Here is an 18847-nt window from a genome sequence, read left to right as displayed (position 1 = left end):
CCTCCCCCACCCCCCCCCCCCCCAAACCCCCCCGCGGCCCCGCGGCGGCTCGCCAACCCCCGCCCCCCCCGCCCCCCGCCGGCGGGGGGGGGGGGGGGGGCCCGCGCGGGGGGCCCCCCCCCCCGGGGGGAGATCAGGTCAGCAGACGCCGGCCTTCTTGACGTAGCAGAGCGAGCGCGACGTCGAGGTCACGCACGAGCCGGTGCAGTTGTAGTAGCCCTGCCGGTAACGGCGGAAGTAGACGCCGCCCGAGCAGTAGCCGTCGGACGCGACGCACGCACACGCCTGGCCGTTCTCCGGCACGCAGGCGCCGGCCTCCTCGCGGCCGAGCACCTTGCCGAGCATGGCGTCGCCGACTCGGGTGATGATCCTGGTCATGGGCAGACCTCCTTGTGAGGGGTGGTTGCCCGCCACTGTGCCGGTCGCCGCTGCGCCCGGCCTGCGCTTCTACTGCGCACCCGCTGCGCGCCGCCGGCACGCCAGCCATCCACGCAGGTCATCGGCGTACGCGGCGTCGAAGTGCTCGAAGATGCGCAGCGCCTCCTCGCCGAGCGCGATGGCCCGGTCGGGGCTCCCTGCCGCGTCGTGCGCCCGGGCCAGCAGGCTCAGCGAGTTGGCCAGCGGGAACGGCTGCCCGATGTCGCGCAGCATCGCCACCGAGCTCTCCAGCTCGGTCACCGCCCGAGCGGCGTTGCCCTCCTCGAGGAGCACCTTCCCGAGCAGCCGACGGGAGATCGCCTCGCCCCACCCGTGGCGCATCTCGCGGAACGCCGGCGCCGTACGGCTCAGCAGCCGTCGTGCCGAGTCGCGGTCGCCGGCGGCGAGATGCGTCGCGGCCAGCGCCTGTTCGGCGGTGGTCACGCTCATCCGGTCACCGAGCCGGCCCGCGGCGGCCACCGCCCGCCGCAGGTGCTCCAGGGCCTGCGGCCACCGCTCGGCATGCCGGTGCAGCAACCCGATGCTCTCCAGCGCGAGCGCCTCGCCCCACCGGTCGCCGCCGTCGGTGAAGAGCCGGAGGGCCGCGACGCAGGCGGCGTAGGCGAACGGCGAGGTGTGCTGGTACTGCCCGTACTGCATGCCGAGGGCCAGCAGCACGTGCCCGCCCACGGGGCCGACCGGCCAGTGCGCCGTGCACGACCGCACCATCAGCAGCAGCGCGGCGTCCGCCTCCCGCAGGCGGCCGAGCTGACGGCAGCACAGCGAGTAGCCCTGCAACGCGACGAGCCGGTGCGTCACCAGCGGCCCGCCGCTGTCGCGGTGTGCGGCGCGCAGCAGCGGCACGGCCTCGGCGTGCCGGTCCAGCATCCGGTAGGCCGTGCCCAGGTGGAGCCGGAGCGCCGCCCGGGTCGGGACCGGCAGGTCGGCCTGGCGGTCGAGCACGCCGCGCAGGCAGTCCACGTACTCGGGGAGGTGTTGGCTGCGCATCATGGCGAAGTTGCCCATCGTGCAGGCGAGGCGCCCGGCCAGGTCGACCGCGTCCAGCCCCAGCAGGTCCCGCACCGCCGCGACCAGGTTCTCCCGCTCCGCCTCGAACCAGTCGACGGCGTCCCAGGCGTCGATCACGGAATCCGCATCCGCCCCCGGCAAGAGCTTGCAGGGCAGCGCCGCGGCGGCGCGTTCGGCGTGCGCGTGCAGCCGGGCGTACCAGGCGAGCACCTGCTCGGTGGTGACGTCGGTGCGTTCCCGAGTGTGCAGCCGGACCAAATCGTGCATCCGTACCCGCCCGCCGGGCTCGGCGGTCAGCAGATGGGCCCGGCACAGCTGTTCCAGCAGCGGCTCGGTGGTCTCGTCCCACATGCCGAAGCTGCGCAGCGTCGTACGGCTGAGCACCGCGAGCAGCCGCGCGGCGGGCGGGGGTAGCCGCTCGAACCCGACGGTGAAGCTGCTGCGCACGTCGAGCCCGTCGAGCGACAGCTCGTCCAGGCGGCGTCGCTCGTCGCGCAGTCGCTCGCGCAGCCGTGCCACGGTCATGGCCTCCCGCTCGGCCAACCGCACTCCGGCGATACGCAACGCCAGCGGCAGGCGACCGCACAGCTCCACGACGTCGGCGGCCGCCGCGGCCTCCCGGTTGATCCGTTCGGCACCGGCGAGACCGGCCAGCAACTCCAGGCCGTCGTCGACCGGCAGGACGTCGAGCGGGACGACCTCGGTGCCCGGGAGTCCGGGCATCGCCGCCGTGCTGGTGACGAGCGCGCTGCTCCCACCGGGTGGCAGCAGCGGCCGCACCTGTGCGGCGTCCGCCGCGCTGTCCAGCACCACCAGCATGGGCTCGTCGGCGAGCACGGATCGGTACAGGGCCGCGCGTTCCTCGGCCGCCACCGGGATGGCCGCACCGGCCACTCCGAGGGCGCGCAGGAAGGCGCCGAGCACCGCGCCCGGCCGCGCCGGGTCCGCCGTGTTGCCGCGCAGGTCCGCGTACAGGCATCCGGCGGGGAAGCGGTGGCGGCTCTCGTGCGCCGCGCGCAGCGCCAGCGTGGTCTTGCCCGTTCCCGCGAGGCCGGTCACCACGACGACCTGAGCCGCTCCGGTGGCCGGCGGGTTGCGCCCCAGCAGCGACAGCAGCAGCCCGAGCTCCTTGTCCCGCCCGACGAAGTCGCCGGTGACGCCGGGCAGCTGGTTGGGCCGCACCCAGGCTCGCCGGGAGGCTTCCTGCTCGGTGCCGAGGATCTCCCGGTGCAGCTGCCGCAGCTCCGGCCCCGGGTCGATGCCGTGCTCCTCCGCGAGCACCCGGGCCCCGGCCCGGTAGACGGCGAGCGCCTCGGCCTGCCGGCCGCTGCGGTGCAGCGCCGTCATGAGCTGGCCGCGCAGCCGCTCCCGCAGGGGCCGGTCACGCACCAGCGTGGTCAGCTCCGGCACGAGCTCGTGGTGCAGCCCGAGCGACAGCAGCGCGTCGACGCGTAGCTCGACCGCGTGCTCGCGCAGCTCACGAAGCCGATCGCGCTCGACGTCCACCAGCTCCGCGCCGACGTCGACGAAGGCGTCGTCGCGCCAGCGCGCCAGCGCCCGGTCGAGCAGCTCCACGGCACGGCGGGCGTCGGTTGCGGCCGTGGCGGCCTGCACGTCGGCGGCGAACTCCGCCGCGTCGACGGCCACCTCGGCATTCACCTGGTAGCCGGGCGCGCTGGTGAGGATCAGCTCCGGCGTCGTGGCGCGGCGGATCGAGGCGACGATCGCCTGGACCCGGTTGCGCGCTCCGGCGGGTGGGTGATCCGGCCACAGGCCGTCGATCAGGCGGTCGACGGAGACGATGCGTCCACGATGGGCCGCCATACTCGCGACGAATGCCCGTTCCAGCGGGGCGAGCGGCACGGCCACCCCGTCGACACTGAGCTCGGTCCGTCCGAGGATGCCGATCCGATACCCACGCACCGCGCAAAGCTAGCGCGGCGCCTTCGGGCCGGGCACACCGTGGCGGCGCGAGGTGACATACGGCGCCGGGAGCGCCGGTCCAGCGCGCGCGATTACGATGACGCCATGGCCGAGACGCTGACGCTGACGTTGACGTTGGAGGAGCGCGGTCCGGCGGGCGCGTTCGTGCTCTCCGACGAGCAGGTGTCCGTCATGGGGGAGGGGCGGCGGGCGTTCCCCGTGCGCGTGCACGTCAACGGGGTGACGCTGCCCCTGCGGCTGGCCCGCATGGGCGGGGAGAACCTGATCGGGCTGTCCCGCGCGGCGCGGGCGCAGGCCGGGGTGATCATCGGGTCTGCGTACGAGGTCGTCATCGCCCCCGACGCGGAGCCCCGCACCCTCGAGGTGCCCGAGGACCTGGCCGCCGCCCTCGCCGGCGACGCGCAGGCGCAGGCGGCGTTCGAGGCGCTGGCCCCCTCGCATCGCAAGGAGTTCGTCCGCTGGGTCACCGAGGCCAAGCGGGAGGCCACCCGGGCGCAGCGCGTCACGAAGACCATCGAGATGGTGCGCGAGGGCCAGCACCGCTGACACGCGAACGCCGTGCGTTCGCCGGCGGCTCCGGCTCACGGCCCGGGTGCGCCGGCGCACCATGGGGGCCGCCCAGCTCCGACAGCGGGCGGGACCGGTCGAGCGACCGGCCCCGCCCGGGCCGTTGCCCCTAGCGGCGCGGCCGCTGCGGCACGCGCGGCAGGACGTACGGCGGGCCGCTGTAGATCAGGTCGGCCTTCATCTCCTGGTACGCCCGCTTGGGCTGGTAGTTCTCGTCGTAGATGGTGGCCAGGCCCTCCGGCGGGTCAGAGAACCAGCCGGGCACCCAGGAGTGCTTGTCGGTGAATCCCCAGACGGTGAACGACAGGCAGTGCCGTTCGGCGAGGCAGGCCTGCAGCAGCACGCTGAAGTTGGCCGCCGACGCCTGCAACCGCGGGTTGACCTCGTTCGAGTCGCCGGCCTGGACCGCCTCGGTGAGCTGGCTGCGCACGTCGACCTCGGTGAACGCCGTGGCCAGTCCCAGCCCGGCGAACCTCCGCAGCGCCTCGGCCACCTGGAAGGTGTCGAAGTTGCCGTACTGGGTGCCGAGGTGGCCCTGGCTGCCGATGCCGTCGATCGGCACGCGCTGGGCCAGCAGGGCTCTGGCCATGTCGTACACGAACTGGGTCTTGTCGTTCGCGGGATCGCGCGAGCCGAAGGCCTCGATGTTGTAGTCGTTGTAGAACAGCAGGGCGTGCGGATCGGCCGCGCGGGCCCACCGGAAGGCGTCGGCGATGTAGCCGGGGCCGAGGTGCTGGGCCCAGAACCCCTTGTAGTGCAGGGTCGACGGGGTGTCCCAGGGGTCGCTGACCGCCTCGTTGACCACGTCCCACTGCCAGATCCGGCCCTTGAAGTGGGTGACCACGGCGGTGATGTGCTCGCGCAGGATGTCGCGCAGCTCGGTGTCGCTGATGGAGCCGTCGGCGACGCCGGCGGTCAGCCAGCCGGGCAGCTGGTTGTGCCAGACCAGGACGTGCCCGCGTACGCGCTGGTTGTTCTGCTTGGCGAAGGCGAGGAGCCGGTCGGCGGGCGCCCAGTTGTAGGTGCCGCGGGTCGGCTCCAGGCTCTCCCACTTCATCACGTTCTCGGCGGTGACCGTGGAGAACTCGGACGCCGCGAGCTGGCGGTACCGCGGGTCGGCCGGGTCGTCGAGCGCGGCCATGTCGACGGCCGTGCCGATGGCCAGGCCGTGCCGTGTGGCGAGGTTGCGCAGGCTCTGGTCGGCCGGGTCGTAGGGGCGGCCGGCGGTGGCCGGCACGCTGCTGAGGGTGGCGGCGGTGGCCACGGCGACCGCGCCCGCGGCTATCCATCGTCGCAGTTTCATGGGCTTCCTCCGGGCAAGAGGGCGTGAACTGTGCGGCAAGTGCGCAGCCGAAACTTCCGAGCAAGGTTCCGGTAACTGGGCCGGAACAATACGGTTGTCGATTCCCGCCCGTCAACCATGGCGGGAGCCTTGACCCGGAACGCGGCGGGTCCTAACGTGCCCCCAAGCGATCGAAAGGGATCGAAAGTACCGGCCATCCGACCGAAGCCCCGGGGGGCTCGAGTGATGACGGGAGGGAGATCGGTGACCTCGGACGATTCCCGGAAAGTCACGATCGCCGCGATCGCGCGGCTGGCCGGCGTCTCGGTGCCCACGGTGTCGCGGGTCGTCAACGGCCGTTCCGACGTCGCGCCGCGGACCCGGGAACGGGTCGAGGAGCTGCTGACCCGGCACGGCTACCGCCGCCGCAGGCCGAGCATGCGGCCCAGCTCCGGTCTGATCGACCTGGTCTTCAACGACCTGGACAGCCCGTGGGCGGTCGAGATCATCCGTGGGGTCGAGGACGTGGCGCACGCCGCCGGCATCGGCACCGTGGTCTCGGCGATCCACCGGCGCAGCTCGTCGGCCCGGCAATGGCTGGACAACCTGCGCACCCGCTCCACCCAGGGGGTCATCTTCGTGACCTCCACCCTGGAGCCGCCGCTGCAGGCCGAGCTGCGCCGTCTCAACATCCCCGTCGTCATCGTCGACCCCGCCGGGGTGCCGCCGCAGGAGGCGCCCACCGTCGGCGCGACCAACTGGGCGGGCAGCCTGGGCGCGACCGAGTACCTGCTCGGCCTCGGCCACCGGCGGATCGGCTTCATCGCCGGGCCGCCGCAGCTGATGTGCAGCCGGGCGCGCCTCGACGGCTACCGGACCGCGCTGGAGAGCGCCGGCACCCGCGTCGCCGAGGAGCTGATCCGCCCGGGCAACTTCTACCACGAGGCCGGGTTCGCCGCCGGCAACCAGCTGCTGCGGCTGCCCGAGCCACCCACCGCGATCTTCGCCGCCAGTGATCAGATGGCCCTCGGCGTCTACGAAGCCGTCCGACGACGGGGCCTGCGGGTGCCCGACGACGTCAGCGTCGTCGGCTTCGACGATCTGCCGGAGGCCCGGTGGTGCTCCCCGCCGCTGACCACCGTCCGGCAGCCCCTCGCGAAGATGGGCCTGCTCGCCGCCCGCACGGTCCTGCGCCTGGCTCAGGGCGAGCGGATCGAGAGCCCGCGGGTGGAGCTGGCCACCGAACTCGTCGTCCGCGACAGCGCGGCCCCGCCGGTCACCTGACCGTCGGCGGCACCGGGCCGCGGATGGATCCCGGCCGCGGCGTCAGCGGTAGGGGCGGCACGAGGCCCGGACGACCAGCTCGGTGGGCAGCCGGATGTGTGTGTCGCGTTCGACGCCGGCGATCAGGTCGATGAGCAGGCGCAACGCCTCGGCCCCCATGCGCTGCAGCGGTTGCATGATCGTCGTCAGCGGGGGGTTCACCAGCGCCGACTCCGGGACGTTGTCGAAGCCGATGACGGACAGGTCGTCGGGGACCGTGAGGCCCATGCTGCGGGCGACGTCCATCGTCGAGATCGCCGAGAGGTCGTTCCCCGCGAAGATCGCCGTCGGGCGGTCCGGGAGCGAGAGCAGTTCCGCGGCCGTGGCGGCGGCGCTCTCGACCCGGAACCCGCCGACGCGCACGATCCTCTCGTCCACCGCCACGTCGGCGTCGGCCATGGCCTTGCGGAAGCCGGCCTCGCGCAGGCGCGCCGACTCCAGGTCGGGGCGTCCGCTGATGTGCCCGATGCGGCGGTGGCCGAGCGACAGCAGGTAGTTGGTGGCGAGCACGGCGCCGGCGAAGTTGTCCGAGTCGACGGTGGGCAGACCGGACGGGCCGGTGTGGGGGTCCACGGCTACGACGTGGAAGCCGTCCTTGGTCTCGATCACGGTCGGCGTGACGATCACGGCGCCGTCGATGAGGGTTCCGGACAGGCGGGCGAGCGAGCGCCGTTCCCAGCCTATGGCGGCGCCCTCGCCGTCGCCGCTGGAGTAGGCCAGCAGCTGGTACCCGGTGCCGGCGACCTCCCGGGACGCGCCCTTGAGCAGTTCGGTGGAGAACGGCTCGAACTCGGCGACCAGGATGCCGAGCACGTTCGTGCGGTGGCTGCGCAGGCTCTGCGCGCCCAGGCTGGCCTCGTAGCCGAGCTCGTGGATGACCTGCTGGACGCGCTCCACGGTCGCCTGGGCCACGCCGTAGCGGCCATTGACAACCTTCGATACGGTTGCCACCGAGACGCCGGCGGTACGTGCCACGTCCGACATCTTGACGCGCTCCGGGAACACCACGACGACGATGATAGAGCCGCCGCGAAGAGCGCGTCAGGGACGATTCGAAAACGTTATCGATACCGATTGACACCCTGTTACGGGGCTGTAAAACTCCCCCGCAGGCCGAGTACCGCGACTGCCTGATGGAGGAGAGACATCGATGGCGACGAAGCGGCGTGCAGGTGCCGCCCTGGCACTTCTTGTGACAAGCGCTCTCGTCGTCGCTGGTTGCAACAGCGGCGGCGAGGACGAGGCGTCCAGTGACACCGAGCTGTACAAGAACCCGGTGACCCTGACCTGGTGGCACAACGCCCCCCAGGACGGGCCCGGCAAGACCTACTGGGAGAAGGTCGCCAAGGACTTCTCCGCGCTCCACCCGACCGTCAAGATCGAAATCGAGGCGATCGAGACCAACCAGCTGCAGCGCACCCGCATCCCCGCCGCGCTGCTGAGCAACGACCCGCCGGACGTCTTCATGTCGTGGGGTGGCGGCGAGATGGTCGAGCAGGTCGAGGCCGACTACCTCAAGGACATCACCGACCAGGTCAAGACCGAGGTTGCCAACATCGGCAGCGCGGCCGAGATCTGGCAGGTGGACGGCAAGCAGTACGGCCTGCCGTTCCGGATGGGCATCGAGGGCATCTGGTACAACAAGGACATGTTCGCCCAGGCGGGCATCAGCGCTCCGCCGACCACGTTCGAAGAGCTCAACGCCGCGGTCACCAAGCTCAAGGCCATCAACGTCATCCCGATCGCCGTGGGCGCCGGTGACAAGTGGCCGGCCGCGCACTGGTGGTACAACTTCGCGCTGCGCGCCTGCTCGGTCGACACCCTGAAGAAGGCGTCCAAGGACAAGGTCTTCGACGACCCGTGCTTCGTGAAGGCCGGCCAGGACCTGAAGACCTTCATCGACACGAAGCCGTTCCAGAACAACTTCATCGCCACGCCGGGCCAGAACGACCCGACCAGCGCCAACGGTCTGCTCGCCAACGGCAAAGCCGCGATGGAGCTGATGGGCGACTGGAACCGGGGCACGCTGGACAACGTCGCCACGGACAAGGCGAAGCTCGCCAAGTTCCTCGGCTGGTTCCCCGTGCCGGCGATCTCCGGCTCCGCCGGTGACCCCAAGGCGGCGCTCGGCGGCGGCGACGGGTTCGCCTGCGCCAAGAAGGCCCCGGCCGAGTGCGTCGAGTTCCTCAAGTACATCGCGAGCCCCGAGGTGCAGAAGGGCTACGCCGAGACCGGCACCGGGCTCCCGGTCGTCAAGGGAGCGGAGGCCGGCATCACGGACCCCGCCCTGAAGTCCATCCTGCAGGCCACGTCGGAGGCGAGCTACGTCCAGCTCTGGCTGGACACGGCCTACGGCAGCACCGTCGGCACCGCGATGAACGACGGGATCGTCGGCATCTTCTCGGGCAAGGGCACGCCGGAGCAGGTCGTCGCGGGGATGAAGGCAGCCGCGAGCAAGTGACCTCCACCGACCAAACCCGGTTGCCCGCCGGCGGCGTCTCCGCGCCGCCGGCGGGTCACCGGCCCGCCGGGCGCCCGTCGTCCCGCCGGGCCGAGACTCGCCGCAAGTGGTACGAGATCATCGGGCTCACGACGCCGGCGCTCGTGGTCTACGTGATGTTCGTGCTGGTGCCGATGGGCTTCGCGGTCTACTACAGCCTGTACCGGTGGCGTGGCGTCGGGCCCCCCACCGAGTACGTCGGCTTCCGGAACTACACGGTCGCCTTCCAGGACCCGATCTTCCTCGACGCGCTGCGCAACAACGCGATCATCGTGTTCGGGTCGCTGCTGATCCAGGGCCCGGTCGCCCTGGGCATCGCGCTGCTGCTCAACCGTCGCTTCCGCGGGCGCGCCGTGTTCCGCCTGCTGGTGTTCGTGCCCTACGTGCTCGCCGAGGTCACCGTCGGCATCATGTGGAAGCTGATCCTGGCCGAGGGCGGCACGGTCGACGCGCTGCTGCGGTCCCTGGGACTGGGCAGCCTGGTGCAGGCGTGGCTCGCCGACCTCGACGTCGTCATCTGGACGCTGCTGTTCGTCCTCACCTGGAAGTACGTCGGTTTCGCCATCATCCTCCTGCTCGCCGGCCTGTCGAACGTGCCGCACGAGCTGACCGAGGCCGCCGCGATCGACGGCGCGAGCTGGTGGCAGACCCAGCGCCACGTCACCCTCCCGCTGCTCGGCCCGACGATCCGGATCTGGATGTTCCTGTCGATGATCGGTTCGTTGCAGGTCTTCGACGTGATCTGGGTGACCTCGGTGCCGGCGATCCGGTCGCTCGGCGCCTCCGGAACCATGGCGACGTACATGGTGGACAACGGCTTCTTCGCCCGCCTGTGGGGCTACGGCAACGCGGTGGCTGTGATCCTCTTCGTCATCTCGTTCGTCGCGGCGCTGCTGTTCCAGCGCTTCCTCCTCCGTCGGGACATCGAGGGCGCCATCACCGGAAGGGCGAACTGACCGTGGCCACGAACACCGTTCACTCCCCGTCCGCCCCACGCCGGCCGGTGTCCTGGGGCACCCCGCTCACGTACGCCCTGGCGCTCGCGGTCGCGGCCGTGTCGATCGCCCCGATCCTCTACGTGATCGTGGGCGGTTTCCGCACCACCCCGCAGATCGTGGACGACCCGGCCGGCCTGCCCGACCCGTGGGTCCTCGACAACTACACCCGGGTGCTGACGCAGGGCAGATTCTGGCAGCAGGCGTTCAACAGCGCCGTGATCGCCCTCGGCACCACGCTCGGCGTCGTGGTGCTCGGCCTGGCCGCCGCGTTCGTGCTGGCCCGGTACGCCTTCCGGGGCCGGGAGGCGCTCTACACCTTCTTCACGCTCGGCCTGCTCTTCCCGGCCGGGGCGGCGATCCTGCCGCTCTACCTGATGCTGCGCGACCTGAACCTGGTCAACTCCTACTACGCGGTGATCCTCCCGCAGGTCGCGTTCCAGCTGCCGCTGACGATCGTGATCCTGCGGCCCTTCCTGTCCGCCATCCCCCGAGAGTTGGAGGACGCCGCGGCGATCGACGGCGCGGGCCGGCTCGGCTTCCTCTGGCGCATCGCGCTGCCGCTGTCGCGGCCCGCGCTCGTCACCGTCGGCGTCCTCGCGTTCGTGGCCAGTTGGAACGCGTTCCTGCTGCCGCTGCTCGTTCTCGGCGATGTCGGCCTGCACACCCTGCCGCTCGGGGTGCAGAACTTCTCCAGCCAGTTCTCCACCGACACCGCGGGTGTCCTCGCCTTCACGTCCCTGGCGATGCTGCCGGCGCTGTTCTTCTTCACGCTCGCCGAGAAGCAGATCGTCGGCGGCCTGCAGGGTGCGGTCAAGGGCTGAGCGGCAGCGGTACACGCACAACCAAAGAAAGGCACAGCATGACTGAGGTCCACGCGGTGGTGAGCGGGCCGGCGCCGGCCCAGGCAGCCCCCGACCACGACCGGCCGGACGGGCACGCCGGCGAGACGCGCGTACGAGAGCTGCTCGGCCGGATGACGATCGAGGAGAAGATCGCGCAGCTCGTCGGCTTCTGGGAGAAGGAGGACGGCGAGGCGGTCGCACCCCTGCAGGGCGAGTTCGGCGACGCCGTCAAGCTCGAGGACTTCGCCCGGCACGGTCTCGGCCACCTCACCCGGGTCTACGGCACCCGCCCGGTCGACGCCGCGACCCGCGCGGCCTGGCTGTGGAACTTCCAGCGGGACCTGGTGACGCGCACCAGACTGGGCATACCGGCGATCGTCCACGAGGAGTGCCTCACCGGGCTCTCGGCGTGGAAGGCGGCCACCTTCCCCACCCCGCTGGCGTGGGGCGCCGCGTTCGATCCCGAGCTCGTCACCGAGATGGCCGCGGCGATCGGGGCCTCGATGCGGGCGTTGGGCATCCACCAGGGTCTCGCCCCGGTGCTCGACGTGATCCAGGACCCCCGCTGGGGCCGGGTCGACGAGTGCATCGCCGAGGACCCCTACCTGGTCGGCACCATCGGCACCTCGTACGTGCGGGGCCTCCAGTCGCAGGGCGTGCTGGCCACGCTGAAGCACTTCGCCGGCTATTCCGCCTCGCGCGCCGGGCGCAACTTCGCCCCGGTGCACGCCGGCCCCCGGGAGCTCGCCGACGTGCTGTTCCCACCCTTCGAGATGGCGATTCTCGACGGGAACGCCCGCAGCATCATGCACTCCTACACCGAGATCGACGGGGTGCCCGTCGCCGCCGACCCGACGATGCTCACCGGCGTGCTGCGGGACCGGTGGGGCTTCGACGGCACGGTGGTGTCCGACTACTACGGCGTGGCCTTCCTGAACCTGCTGCACCACGTTGCGGCGGACCACGCGGAGGCGGCCGAGCAGGCGCTGGCCGCGGGCATCGACATCGAGCTCCCGACCGGCGACGCCTATCTGACCCTGGGGGAGCGGGTGCGGGCCGGCAAGCTCGACGAAGCGCTCGTCGACCGGGCGGTGCTGCGGGTTCTGCGGCAGAAGCTGGAACTCGGCCTGCTCGACGCCACGTTCACGGACGAGCCGCCCCCGGCGGTCGACCTCGACGCACCGGAGCACCGGTCGATCGCCCGCCGCCTCGCCGAGGAGTCCGTCGTCCTGGTCGCCAACCGGGACGTCCTGCCCCTGCCGGCGGCCCGGCGCGTGGCGGTCATCGGACCCAACGCGGACCGGCCGGCCGCGCTCTTCGGGTGCTACTCCTTCCTCAACCACGTGCTCGTCCAGCACCCCGGCGTGGAGACCGGCATCGAGGTGCCGACCGTCCTCGACGCGGTGCGCGCCGAGTTCGGTGCCGACCACGTCACCTGGGCGGCCGGCTGTGACGTGGACACCGACGACCGGTCCGGTTTCGCGGAGGCCGTCGCCACGGCATCCGGCGCGGAGGTCGCCGTGCTGGTCGTCGGCGACCACGCCGGCCTCTTCGGGCGCGGCACGGTCGGCGAGGGCTGCGACCGGGAGGACCTGGAGCTGCCCGGAGTCCAGCGCGAGCTCGTGGAGGCCGTGCTGGCCACGGGCACGCCGGTCGTCCTCGTGCTGCTCACGGGCCGGCCGTACGTGGTCGGCTGGGCGCTGTCGCGCTGCGCGGCGGTGGTGCAGGCGTTCTTCCCCGGCGAGGAGGGGGCCGGAGCGATCGCGGGCGTGCTCTCCGGGCGGGTAAACCCGTCGGGCAAGCTGCCGATCAGCCTGCCCGGCTCGGCGGGGGCGCAGCCGTACTCGTACCTGCACCCGACGCTCGGCGAGGGCAGCGAGGTGACCAACCTGCCGGCGACGCCCGCGGCGGCGTTCGGCCACGGCCTCTCCTACACGACGTTCGAGCACGCCGGCCTGACCGTGCCCGCCACGGTGCCGACCGACGGGGCACTGCGCGTGACGGTGCGCGTGACCAACACCGGCGCGGTGGCCGGCGACGACGTGGTCCAGCTCTACGGCCGCGACCTGGTCGCCTCGGTGACCCGGCCGGTGGCGCAGCTGCTCGGGTACCGGCGGGTCCACCTGGAGCCCGGCCGGTCGGCCACCGTCGAGCTGACGGTCCCCACCACTCGCCTGGCCTTCTCCGACCGCACGCTCACCCGGGTCGTGGAGCCCGGTGAGGTCGAACTCTGGGTCGGCACGAGCGCGCGGCGGGACACGGAGGCGCTGACCACCCTGGTCGGTGACACCGTGCCGGTCACCGCCGAGTCGCCGCGCTGGACGACATCCGAGATCAGGTGAGGCCGGTCCGCCGGGCGTCCCCGGGACGCCCGGCGCTCGACCCCGGCGGAGTGCGTGTCGTGGATGTGCTGACGTGAGAGGTGGCCGTGTACACCGACCTTCCCGAGACGGAGTTGCGCGCCTATCGGAGCGCCCTGCGTGAGCCGGAGGACTTCGACGCGTTCTGGGCCGACACGCTCGCCGACGCCCGGGGGTGCGGCGACGACCTCACCGTGACGGCGCTGGACACGCCGCTGACGCACCTGGACGTGTTCGACGTGACGTTTCCCGGCTTCGCCGGCCAGCCGATCCGGGCCTGGCTGCGCGTGCCGCGCGGTGCCGCCGGGCGGCTGCCCACCGTGGTGCAGTACGTCGGCTACGGCGGCGGCCGGGGTCATCCGCTGGAGAACCTGCTCTGGGCCGCCGCCGGCTTCGCGCACCTGCAGATGGACACCCGGGGCCAGGGCTCCGGGTGGAGCCGGGGCGACACCCCGGACGTCGCCGCAGGCGGCCCGCAGGCTCCCGGAATGGCGACCCGGGGCATCGAGGATCCGCGCCGGTACTACTACCGGCGATTCCTCACCGACGCCGTCCGGGCCGTCGACGCCGCCCGCGGGCTGCCCGCCGTCGACCCGGACCGGGTGGCGGTGCTCGGGCACAGCCAGGGTGGCGGGGCGGCGCTGGCGGCCGCCGCCCTGGTGCCGGACCTGCGCGCGGCCGTGGCGTACGTGCCGTTCCTGTGCGACATCCCCCGCGCGGTGACCGTCACCGACTCCACGCCGTACCGGGAGATCCGGGACTACCTGGCGGTGCACCGGGACCGGGAGGAGCAGGTGCTGCGCACCCTCGGCTACGTCGACGGGGTCGCCTTCGCCCGCCGGGCCACCGTGCCGGCGCGCTTCTCCGTGGCGCTGATGGACGAGATCGTGCCCCCGTCCACGGTCTTCGCCGCGGTCAACGCCTACCGGGGACCGGCCGAGCTGGCGGTGTGGCGGTACAACGGCCACGAGGCGGGCGGCATCGACGACGACGCCGCGGCGCTCGACTTCCTCCGCGCCGCCCTCGACGGCTGACCCGCACCTCCCAGAAACATTCCGGAACCTCGCCCTGCCGCCCGGCCGATCTGGCCGGGACCGGCCCTGTCGTCGTCGCGTCCGGCTGGCCGGACATGTTGGTTGAGCAGCTTCGACGAGATCGGAGCGCCTTCACCCGGGGCGGTTCGCCTTCCGCACTATTTCCGGAAGTCGTTGACAGCGTGCCGGTGCGCCGCCGATGCTGTCGCCATCGACGTCCGTCCATCCCCGTCGATGTGAGCCACCCCGCATCCGCGCCTCCGCCAGCCGTCCAGAGAGGAAGCACGTACATGACCGACGCGCTCGTCCGTCCGAGGGTCCGCAGCCGCGGGCGCCTCCGGATGCTCATCGGCGGTGCCTGCGCCGCCGTCCTGGTCACCGCGGGCGCCACCGCGCTCCTGCCCAGCCCGGCACAGGCCCAGACCGTCACCTCGAACTCCACCGGGACGCACAACGGCTACTTCTATTCCTTCTGGAAGGACAGTGGCAACGTCTCCATGAACATGGGTAACGGCGGCCAGTACAGCACCCAGTGGAGCAACATCAACAACTTCGTCGCCGGCAAGGGCTGGAATCCCGGCGCACGTCGGACGGTCACCTACTCCGGCAGCTTCAACCCGTCCGGCAACGCCTACCTGACCCTCTACGGGTGGACGAGGAATCCGCTCGTCGAGTACTACATCGTCGACAGCTGGGGCACCTACCGGCCGCCCGGCGGCCAGGGGTTCATGGGCACGGTCACCAGCGACGGCGGAACGTACGACATCTACCGGACGCAGCGGGTCAACGCGCCCTCCATCGAGGGCACCCGGACCTTCTACCAGTACTGGAGCGTCCGCCAGTCGAAGCGGGTGGGCGGCAACATCACGGCCGGCAACCACTTCGACGCGTGGGCCCGGTACGGGATGAACCTGGGCACCCACGACTACCAGATCCTGGCCACGGAGGGCTACCAGAGCAGTGGCAGTTCCGACATCACCGTCGGCGGCACCGCCCCCGGTCCCACCACGCCGCCGCCCGGCGGCGGCTGCACGGTCAGCGTCAGCCGCGCCGAGGAGTGGAGCGACCGGTTCAACGTGAGCTTCTCCGTCAGCGGCAGCAGCAGCTGGGTCGTCACCATCCGCACGAACGGCGGTCAGACCCTGCAGAACAGCTGGAACGCCTCGATCAGCGGCACCAGCGGCACCCTCACCGCACGCCCCAACGGCAACGGCAACAACTTCGGCATCACGCTCTACAAGAACGGCAACTCCACCACGCCCACCGCGAGCTGCGCGACCGGCTGATCCGGGACACGAGCGGTGCCGGCACCCCACGGGGTGCCGGCACCGCTCGCGCTCGTCAGCGTCTGGCCTCCTGCTTGGCCATCTCGGGCCGCTCGCCCTTGCCGACCCTCCGCAGTGCATCGCGGAGCTGCTTCTCGCTCATCTTGGAGTTGCCTTCGATGCCCGCGTTGTGGGCCTGCTGGCGAAGCTCGTGCAACTGATTCCGGTCGCCCATGTGGGCCTCCCCGTGGTGCGGTGGCGCGGGCGGCTCCGCGCCCTGTCGATGCTCGTCTTCCCGTGCCCTCCGGGGGGCAAACAGCCGCGGGCGCAGCGGAGCCGGCAGGGGTCCTTCATGCCCGTCCGTCCCGTTCTGTCCGGGACGGGGCGGTGCTCGGTCGACGAGTTTGGGATGCTGCGACGGTCGACCTGTCGACACCACCCGACCCGAAGGGACCCTGCGATGGCAAAGGTGATCTCCACGCTGTTCATCTCCGCCGACGGCGTGGCCGAGATCGACCCCGACTGGCACTTCCCGTACTTCGACGAGAACATGGGCCGCGCCGTCACCGAGGACTACGACAGCGCCGACGTACTGCTCATCGGCCGGGAGACCTACGACAGCTTCGCCGGCGCCTGGCCGGACCGCGAGGCCGGGGGCGGTGACGACGCGCCCTTCGCGAAGCAACTCGGGGACACGCGCAAGGTCGTCGTGTCACGCCAGCCCCTGGAGTTCTCCTGGCGCAACTCCGAGCTGATCGAGGGCGATCTGCTCGACGCGGTCGCCGCGCTCAGGGCCGACGCCGGCAGCAAGGGCGTCCTGATCCCGGGGTCGATCTCCGTGGTGCAGCAACTGCTCGCCGCCGGGCTGGTCGACGAGCTGCGCCTGCTGGTGCATCCGGTGGCCGCGCGCAAGGGCCGCAAGCTGTTCGACGACGGTGACACCCCGTACCACTTCCGGGTGACGGCGACGGAGGCCTTCCCGACCGGCGTGCTCCGGGTGATCTACGTGCCGGCCGCGGCGCCCGGGCAGGTCGGCTACGCCGACGTCACGGACCAGGTGCCCCGAGGACGGTAGCCCGCAGGCTCAGTCCACGCCGGGACCGGTCACGACGATCTCGACGGGAGTGCCGGACTCGACGGTGCGGGAGACGGTGCAGAGCCGGTCGTGCGACTGCCGCAGGGACCGGGGCAGCGCCTCCCGCGCGCTGTCGCCGTCCGCCCCCGCCGGGAACGTCACGGTGAACTCCACCTTGAGGTTCCGCATCCGGTTCCCGCCGGTCTCGTCCCGGATCTTGTCGCCGCTGACCTCGACGGAGAACCGGCTCGGCTCGGCGCGGCGGCTGGTGATGTGGTCCACGTCGATCGCGGTGCAACCGCCGATGGCGGCCAGGAGCAGCTCCACCGGTGTGAAGTCGCCGTCGTCGCCCGTGCCCATCGACATCGATCCGCCGCGGGCGTTCCGCACGACGTAACGTCCCACGCTGGTGCGCTCGATCTCCACCGAGCGGAAGGTGTCGGCACTCATGACGGGCACGCTACCGGTGTGAGATCGGTCGCGGATGGGAAGGGTCCGCCGGACCCGGGGCGTTGTGCCGCACGTGCCGGAGACGGATGTGGTGGTTGTCGGGGCCGGGCAGGCGGGGCTGTCCAGCGCGTACCACCTGCGCTCCTCGGGCCTGGATTTCGCGGTCCTGGACGCCGACGCGGCGCCCGGCGGGGCCTGGCGGCACCGGTGGCCGACACTGCGCATGGCGACCGTGCACGGCATCTTCGACCTGCCCGGAATGCACTTCACGCCGCCACCGCCGGACGAACCGGCCGCCGAGGCGGTGCCGGCCTACTTCGCCGCCTTCGAGCGGGAATTCGGCATCGACGTGCAGCGGCCGGTGGCCGTCACGGCCGTCCGCGACGCCGACGATGGACGACTCCTCGTCGAGACCGACAGGGGTGCCTGGACCACCCGGGCACTGATCAACGCGACGGGCACGTGGACCAGGCCGTTCGTGCCGTACTACCCCGGACAGGAGACGTTCCGCGGCCGGCAGCTGCACACCGCCCACTACCGGGGGCCGGCGGACTTCGCCGGGAAGCGGGTGGTGGTCGTCGGGGGCGGCGCGTCGGCCGTGCAGCTGCTCATCGAGATCGCCGACGTCGCGGCGTCGACGACCTGGGTCACGCGCCGCCCGCCGGTGTTCCGGGACGGGCCGTTCACGCCGGACTACGGACGCGAGGTGGTCGCTAAGGTGGACGCGCGCGTCCGCGCCGGGCTGCCTCCGGGAAGCATCGCCAGCGCCACCGAGCTGGCGTGGACACCGCAGCTGCGCGAGGCCCGGGAACGGGGTCTCCTCCGGCGCCGGCCGATGTTCGACCGGATCGTCCCCGACGGCGTGCGGTGGAGCGACGGCACGGCACAGGACGCGGACATCATCTTCTGGTGCACCGGCTTCCGGCCGGCGCTCGACCACCTGGCCCCGCTGCGGCTGCGCGGGCCCCTCGGCGGCATCGTCGTGGACGGCACCCGGGTGGTCGCCGATCCCCGGATCCACCTGGTCGGCTACGGGCCGTCCGCGAGCACGGTCGGCTCGAACCGCGCCGGGCGGGCGGCGGTCCGCGAGCTGCGCGCGCTGCTGGCGACGCCCGCCGCGGCCTGACCCCGAGCTGGGCTCTCACCGTCCGTCGTTCCGCACCGGCGGGCCGCTGTCCCGGCGTGCCGCTCCCATCCGATCAGGAATCGAGAAGCCAGCGCCTGTGATCAACGCCTAGCCTTTTCCTCGGCAGCCGGCATGACGCCGAGCCGTGAACGGAGAAGAGGGAGCACCAGGATGTCCGCGAAGAACGCCACGACCGTGTCCGACGGCTTCAGCGCCGAGGAGCGCGCCGCCATGAAGGAACGCGCCGCCGAGCTGCGCGCCGAGGGAAAGAAGGGCGCCAAGAAGGCCGACGACCTCCAGGCGGTCCTCGACCGGATCGCGCAGATGGCGCCGGAAGACCGGGCCCTCGCCGAGCGCGTGCACGCGACGGTGACCGCGGCCGCCCCGGAGCTGGCGCCGAAGACCTGGTACGGGATGCCCGCCTACGCCAACGCGGCCGGCAAGATCGTTGTCTTCTTCCAGGACTCGGGCAAGTTCAACTACCGGTACTCGACCCTGGGTTTCCAGGACACGGCCAACCTCGACGACGGCGACCTGTGGCCGGTGGCGTACGCGCTCCAGAACTGGAGCCCCGCGGTGGAGAAGCGGGTGGCCGAGCTGGTGAGGGCCGCGGTCTCCTGACCGTCGCGCGCGGA

The 18847-nt window shown here is 72.0% G+C and carries 17 protein-coding genes; 11 read left to right on the top strand and 6 right to left on the bottom strand.

Annotation, left to right across the window (positions count from 1 at the left end):
* Positions 1–138: 138 nt before the first annotated feature.
* On the bottom strand, positions 139–378 hold the full coding sequence (locus ABZW14_RS29580) for a hypothetical protein (protein WP_355352848.1): 240 nt from the start codon (positions 376–378) through the stop codon (positions 139–141).
* Positions 379–447: 69 nt separating this feature from the next.
* Positions 448–3369: a BTAD domain-containing putative transcriptional regulator gene (locus ABZW14_RS29575; protein ID WP_355352845.1), complete on the bottom strand. Its 2922-nt coding sequence runs from the start codon at positions 3367–3369 to the stop codon at positions 448–450.
* A 105-nt stretch (positions 3370–3474) separates the two neighbouring features.
* Between ABZW14_RS29575 and ABZW14_RS29570 the strand changes: the two genes are divergently transcribed.
* Entirely contained in the window at positions 3475–3936 is a 462-nt protein-coding gene (locus ABZW14_RS29570) for a YdeI/OmpD-associated family protein (protein ID WP_355352842.1), read from the top strand.
* Positions 3937–4066: 130 nt separating this feature from the next.
* Here the strand turns inward: ABZW14_RS29570 and ABZW14_RS29565 are convergent, their stop codons facing one another.
* Positions 4067–5260, bottom strand: coding sequence for an endo-1,4-beta-xylanase (locus ABZW14_RS29565; protein WP_355352839.1), 1194 nt, complete (start codon positions 5258–5260; stop codon positions 4067–4069).
* Between the two features lie 243 nt (positions 5261–5503).
* On the opposite strand from ABZW14_RS29565, the gene ABZW14_RS29560 reads away from it, so the two are divergent.
* Entirely contained in the window at positions 5504–6523 is a 1020-nt protein-coding gene (locus ABZW14_RS29560) for a LacI family DNA-binding transcriptional regulator (protein WP_355352836.1), read from the top strand.
* Positions 6524–6565: 42 nt separating this feature from the next.
* Here ABZW14_RS29560 and ABZW14_RS29555 read toward each other — a convergent pair whose 3' ends face one another.
* A complete protein-coding gene (locus tag ABZW14_RS29555) occupies positions 6566–7570 on the bottom strand; it encodes a LacI family DNA-binding transcriptional regulator (protein WP_355352833.1) in 1005 nt (334 codons plus the stop codon).
* A 142-nt stretch (positions 7571–7712) separates the two neighbouring features.
* Here ABZW14_RS29555 and ABZW14_RS29550 point away from each other — a divergent pair, with 142 nt between their 5' ends.
* The 6 genes from ABZW14_RS29550 to ABZW14_RS29525 all read left to right on the top strand — a co-directional run bounded on the left by ABZW14_RS29550 (position 7713) and on the right by ABZW14_RS29525 (position 15582).
* Entirely contained in the window at positions 7713–9023 is a 1311-nt protein-coding gene (locus ABZW14_RS29550) for an extracellular solute-binding protein (protein WP_355352830.1), read from the top strand.
* Complete coding sequence (locus tag ABZW14_RS29545; protein WP_355352827.1) at positions 9020–10018, top strand: sugar ABC transporter permease; 999 nt, start codon at positions 9020–9022, stop codon at positions 10016–10018. The genes ABZW14_RS29550 and ABZW14_RS29545 overlap by 4 nt, the downstream gene beginning before the upstream one ends.
* Positions 10015–10881, top strand: coding sequence for a carbohydrate ABC transporter permease (locus ABZW14_RS29540; protein ID WP_355352851.1), 867 nt, complete (start codon positions 10015–10017; stop codon positions 10879–10881). The genes ABZW14_RS29545 and ABZW14_RS29540 overlap by 4 nt, the downstream gene beginning before the upstream one ends.
* A 38-nt stretch (positions 10882–10919) precedes the next feature.
* Entirely contained in the window at positions 10920–13244 is a 2325-nt protein-coding gene (locus ABZW14_RS29535) for a glycoside hydrolase family 3 N-terminal domain-containing protein (protein WP_355352824.1), read from the top strand.
* Between the two features lie 86 nt (positions 13245–13330).
* Positions 13331–14296 carry an acetylxylan esterase gene (locus tag ABZW14_RS29530; RefSeq protein WP_355352821.1) on the top strand — a complete coding sequence of 322 codons (966 nt, stop codon included), beginning with the start codon at positions 13331–13333 and terminating at the stop codon, positions 14294–14296.
* A gap of 290 nt (positions 14297–14586) precedes the next feature.
* On the top strand, positions 14587–15582 hold the full coding sequence (locus ABZW14_RS29525) for a glycoside hydrolase family 11 protein (protein ID WP_355352818.1): 996 nt from the start codon (positions 14587–14589) through the stop codon (positions 15580–15582).
* Between the two features lie 55 nt (positions 15583–15637).
* Here ABZW14_RS29525 and ABZW14_RS29520 read toward each other — a convergent pair whose 3' ends face one another.
* The gene (locus ABZW14_RS29520) at positions 15638–15796 is read right to left on the bottom strand and encodes a hypothetical protein (RefSeq protein ID WP_355352815.1); all 159 of its coding nucleotides are present in this window, start codon (positions 15794–15796) and stop codon (positions 15638–15640) included.
* Positions 15797–16021: 225 nt separating this feature from the next.
* Between ABZW14_RS29520 and ABZW14_RS29515 the strand changes: the two genes are divergently transcribed.
* The gene (locus tag ABZW14_RS29515; RefSeq protein ID WP_355352812.1) at positions 16022–16636 is read left to right on the top strand and encodes a dihydrofolate reductase family protein; all 615 of its coding nucleotides are present in this window, start codon (positions 16022–16024) and stop codon (positions 16634–16636) included.
* A 9-nt stretch (positions 16637–16645) separates the two neighbouring features.
* On the opposite strand, the gene ABZW14_RS29510 is transcribed toward ABZW14_RS29515, so the two are convergent.
* Positions 16646–17086 carry an OsmC family protein gene (locus ABZW14_RS29510; RefSeq protein ID WP_355352809.1) on the bottom strand — a complete coding sequence of 147 codons (441 nt, stop codon included), beginning with the start codon at positions 17084–17086 and terminating at the stop codon, positions 16646–16648.
* 34 nt (positions 17087–17120) lie between these two features.
* On the opposite strand from ABZW14_RS29510, the gene ABZW14_RS29505 reads away from it, so the two are divergent.
* Entirely contained in the window at positions 17121–18212 is a 1092-nt protein-coding gene (locus tag ABZW14_RS29505) for an FAD-dependent oxidoreductase (RefSeq protein WP_355352806.1), read from the top strand.
* A gap of 171 nt (positions 18213–18383) precedes the next feature.
* Complete coding sequence (locus ABZW14_RS29500) at positions 18384–18833, top strand: hypothetical protein (protein ID WP_355352803.1); 450 nt, start codon at positions 18384–18386, stop codon at positions 18831–18833.
* Positions 18834–18847 lie beyond the last annotated feature (14 nt).

Origin of the sequence: Micromonospora sp. NPDC004551, from assembly GCF_040609975.1 — a bacterium.
Classification (GTDB): Bacteria; Actinomycetota; Actinomycetes; order Mycobacteriales; family Micromonosporaceae; genus Micromonospora.
The sequence above is the reverse complement of the archived record's forward strand: the minus strand, read 5'-3'. Positions and strand labels throughout refer to the sequence as shown.

Bases quoted from the DNA above. Each gene is read 5' to 3' on its own strand.
- ABZW14_RS29580 (WP_355352848.1), bottom strand. From the start codon at position 378: ATGACCAGGATCATCACCCGAGTCGGCGACGCCATGCTCGGCAAGGTG.
- ABZW14_RS29570 (WP_355352842.1), top strand. From the start codon at position 3,475: ATGGCCGAGACGCTGACGCTGACGTTGACGTTGGAGGAGCGCGGTCCG.
- ABZW14_RS29565 (WP_355352839.1), bottom strand. From the start codon at position 5,260: ATGAAACTGCGACGATGGATAGCCGCGGGCGCGGTCGCCGTGGCCACC.
- ABZW14_RS29550 (WP_355352830.1), top strand. From the start codon at position 7,713: ATGGCGACGAAGCGGCGTGCAGGTGCCGCCCTGGCACTTCTTGTGACA.
- ABZW14_RS29535 (WP_355352824.1), top strand. From the start codon at position 10,920: ATGACTGAGGTCCACGCGGTGGTGAGCGGGCCGGCGCCGGCCCAGGCA.
- ABZW14_RS29525 (WP_355352818.1), top strand. From the start codon at position 14,587: ATGACCGACGCGCTCGTCCGTCCGAGGGTCCGCAGCCGCGGGCGCCTC.
- ABZW14_RS29520 (WP_355352815.1), bottom strand. From the start codon at position 15,796: ATGGGCGACCGGAATCAGTTGCACGAGCTTCGCCAGCAGGCCCACAAC.
- ABZW14_RS29515 (WP_355352812.1), top strand. From the start codon at position 16,022: ATGGCAAAGGTGATCTCCACGCTGTTCATCTCCGCCGACGGCGTGGCC.
- ABZW14_RS29510 (WP_355352809.1), bottom strand. From the start codon at position 17,086: ATGAGTGCCGACACCTTCCGCTCGGTGGAGATCGAGCGCACCAGCGTG.
- ABZW14_RS29505 (WP_355352806.1), top strand. From the start codon at position 17,121: ATGGGAAGGGTCCGCCGGACCCGGGGCGTTGTGCCGCACGTGCCGGAG.
- ABZW14_RS29500 (WP_355352803.1), top strand. From the start codon at position 18,384: ATGTCCGCGAAGAACGCCACGACCGTGTCCGACGGCTTCAGCGCCGAG.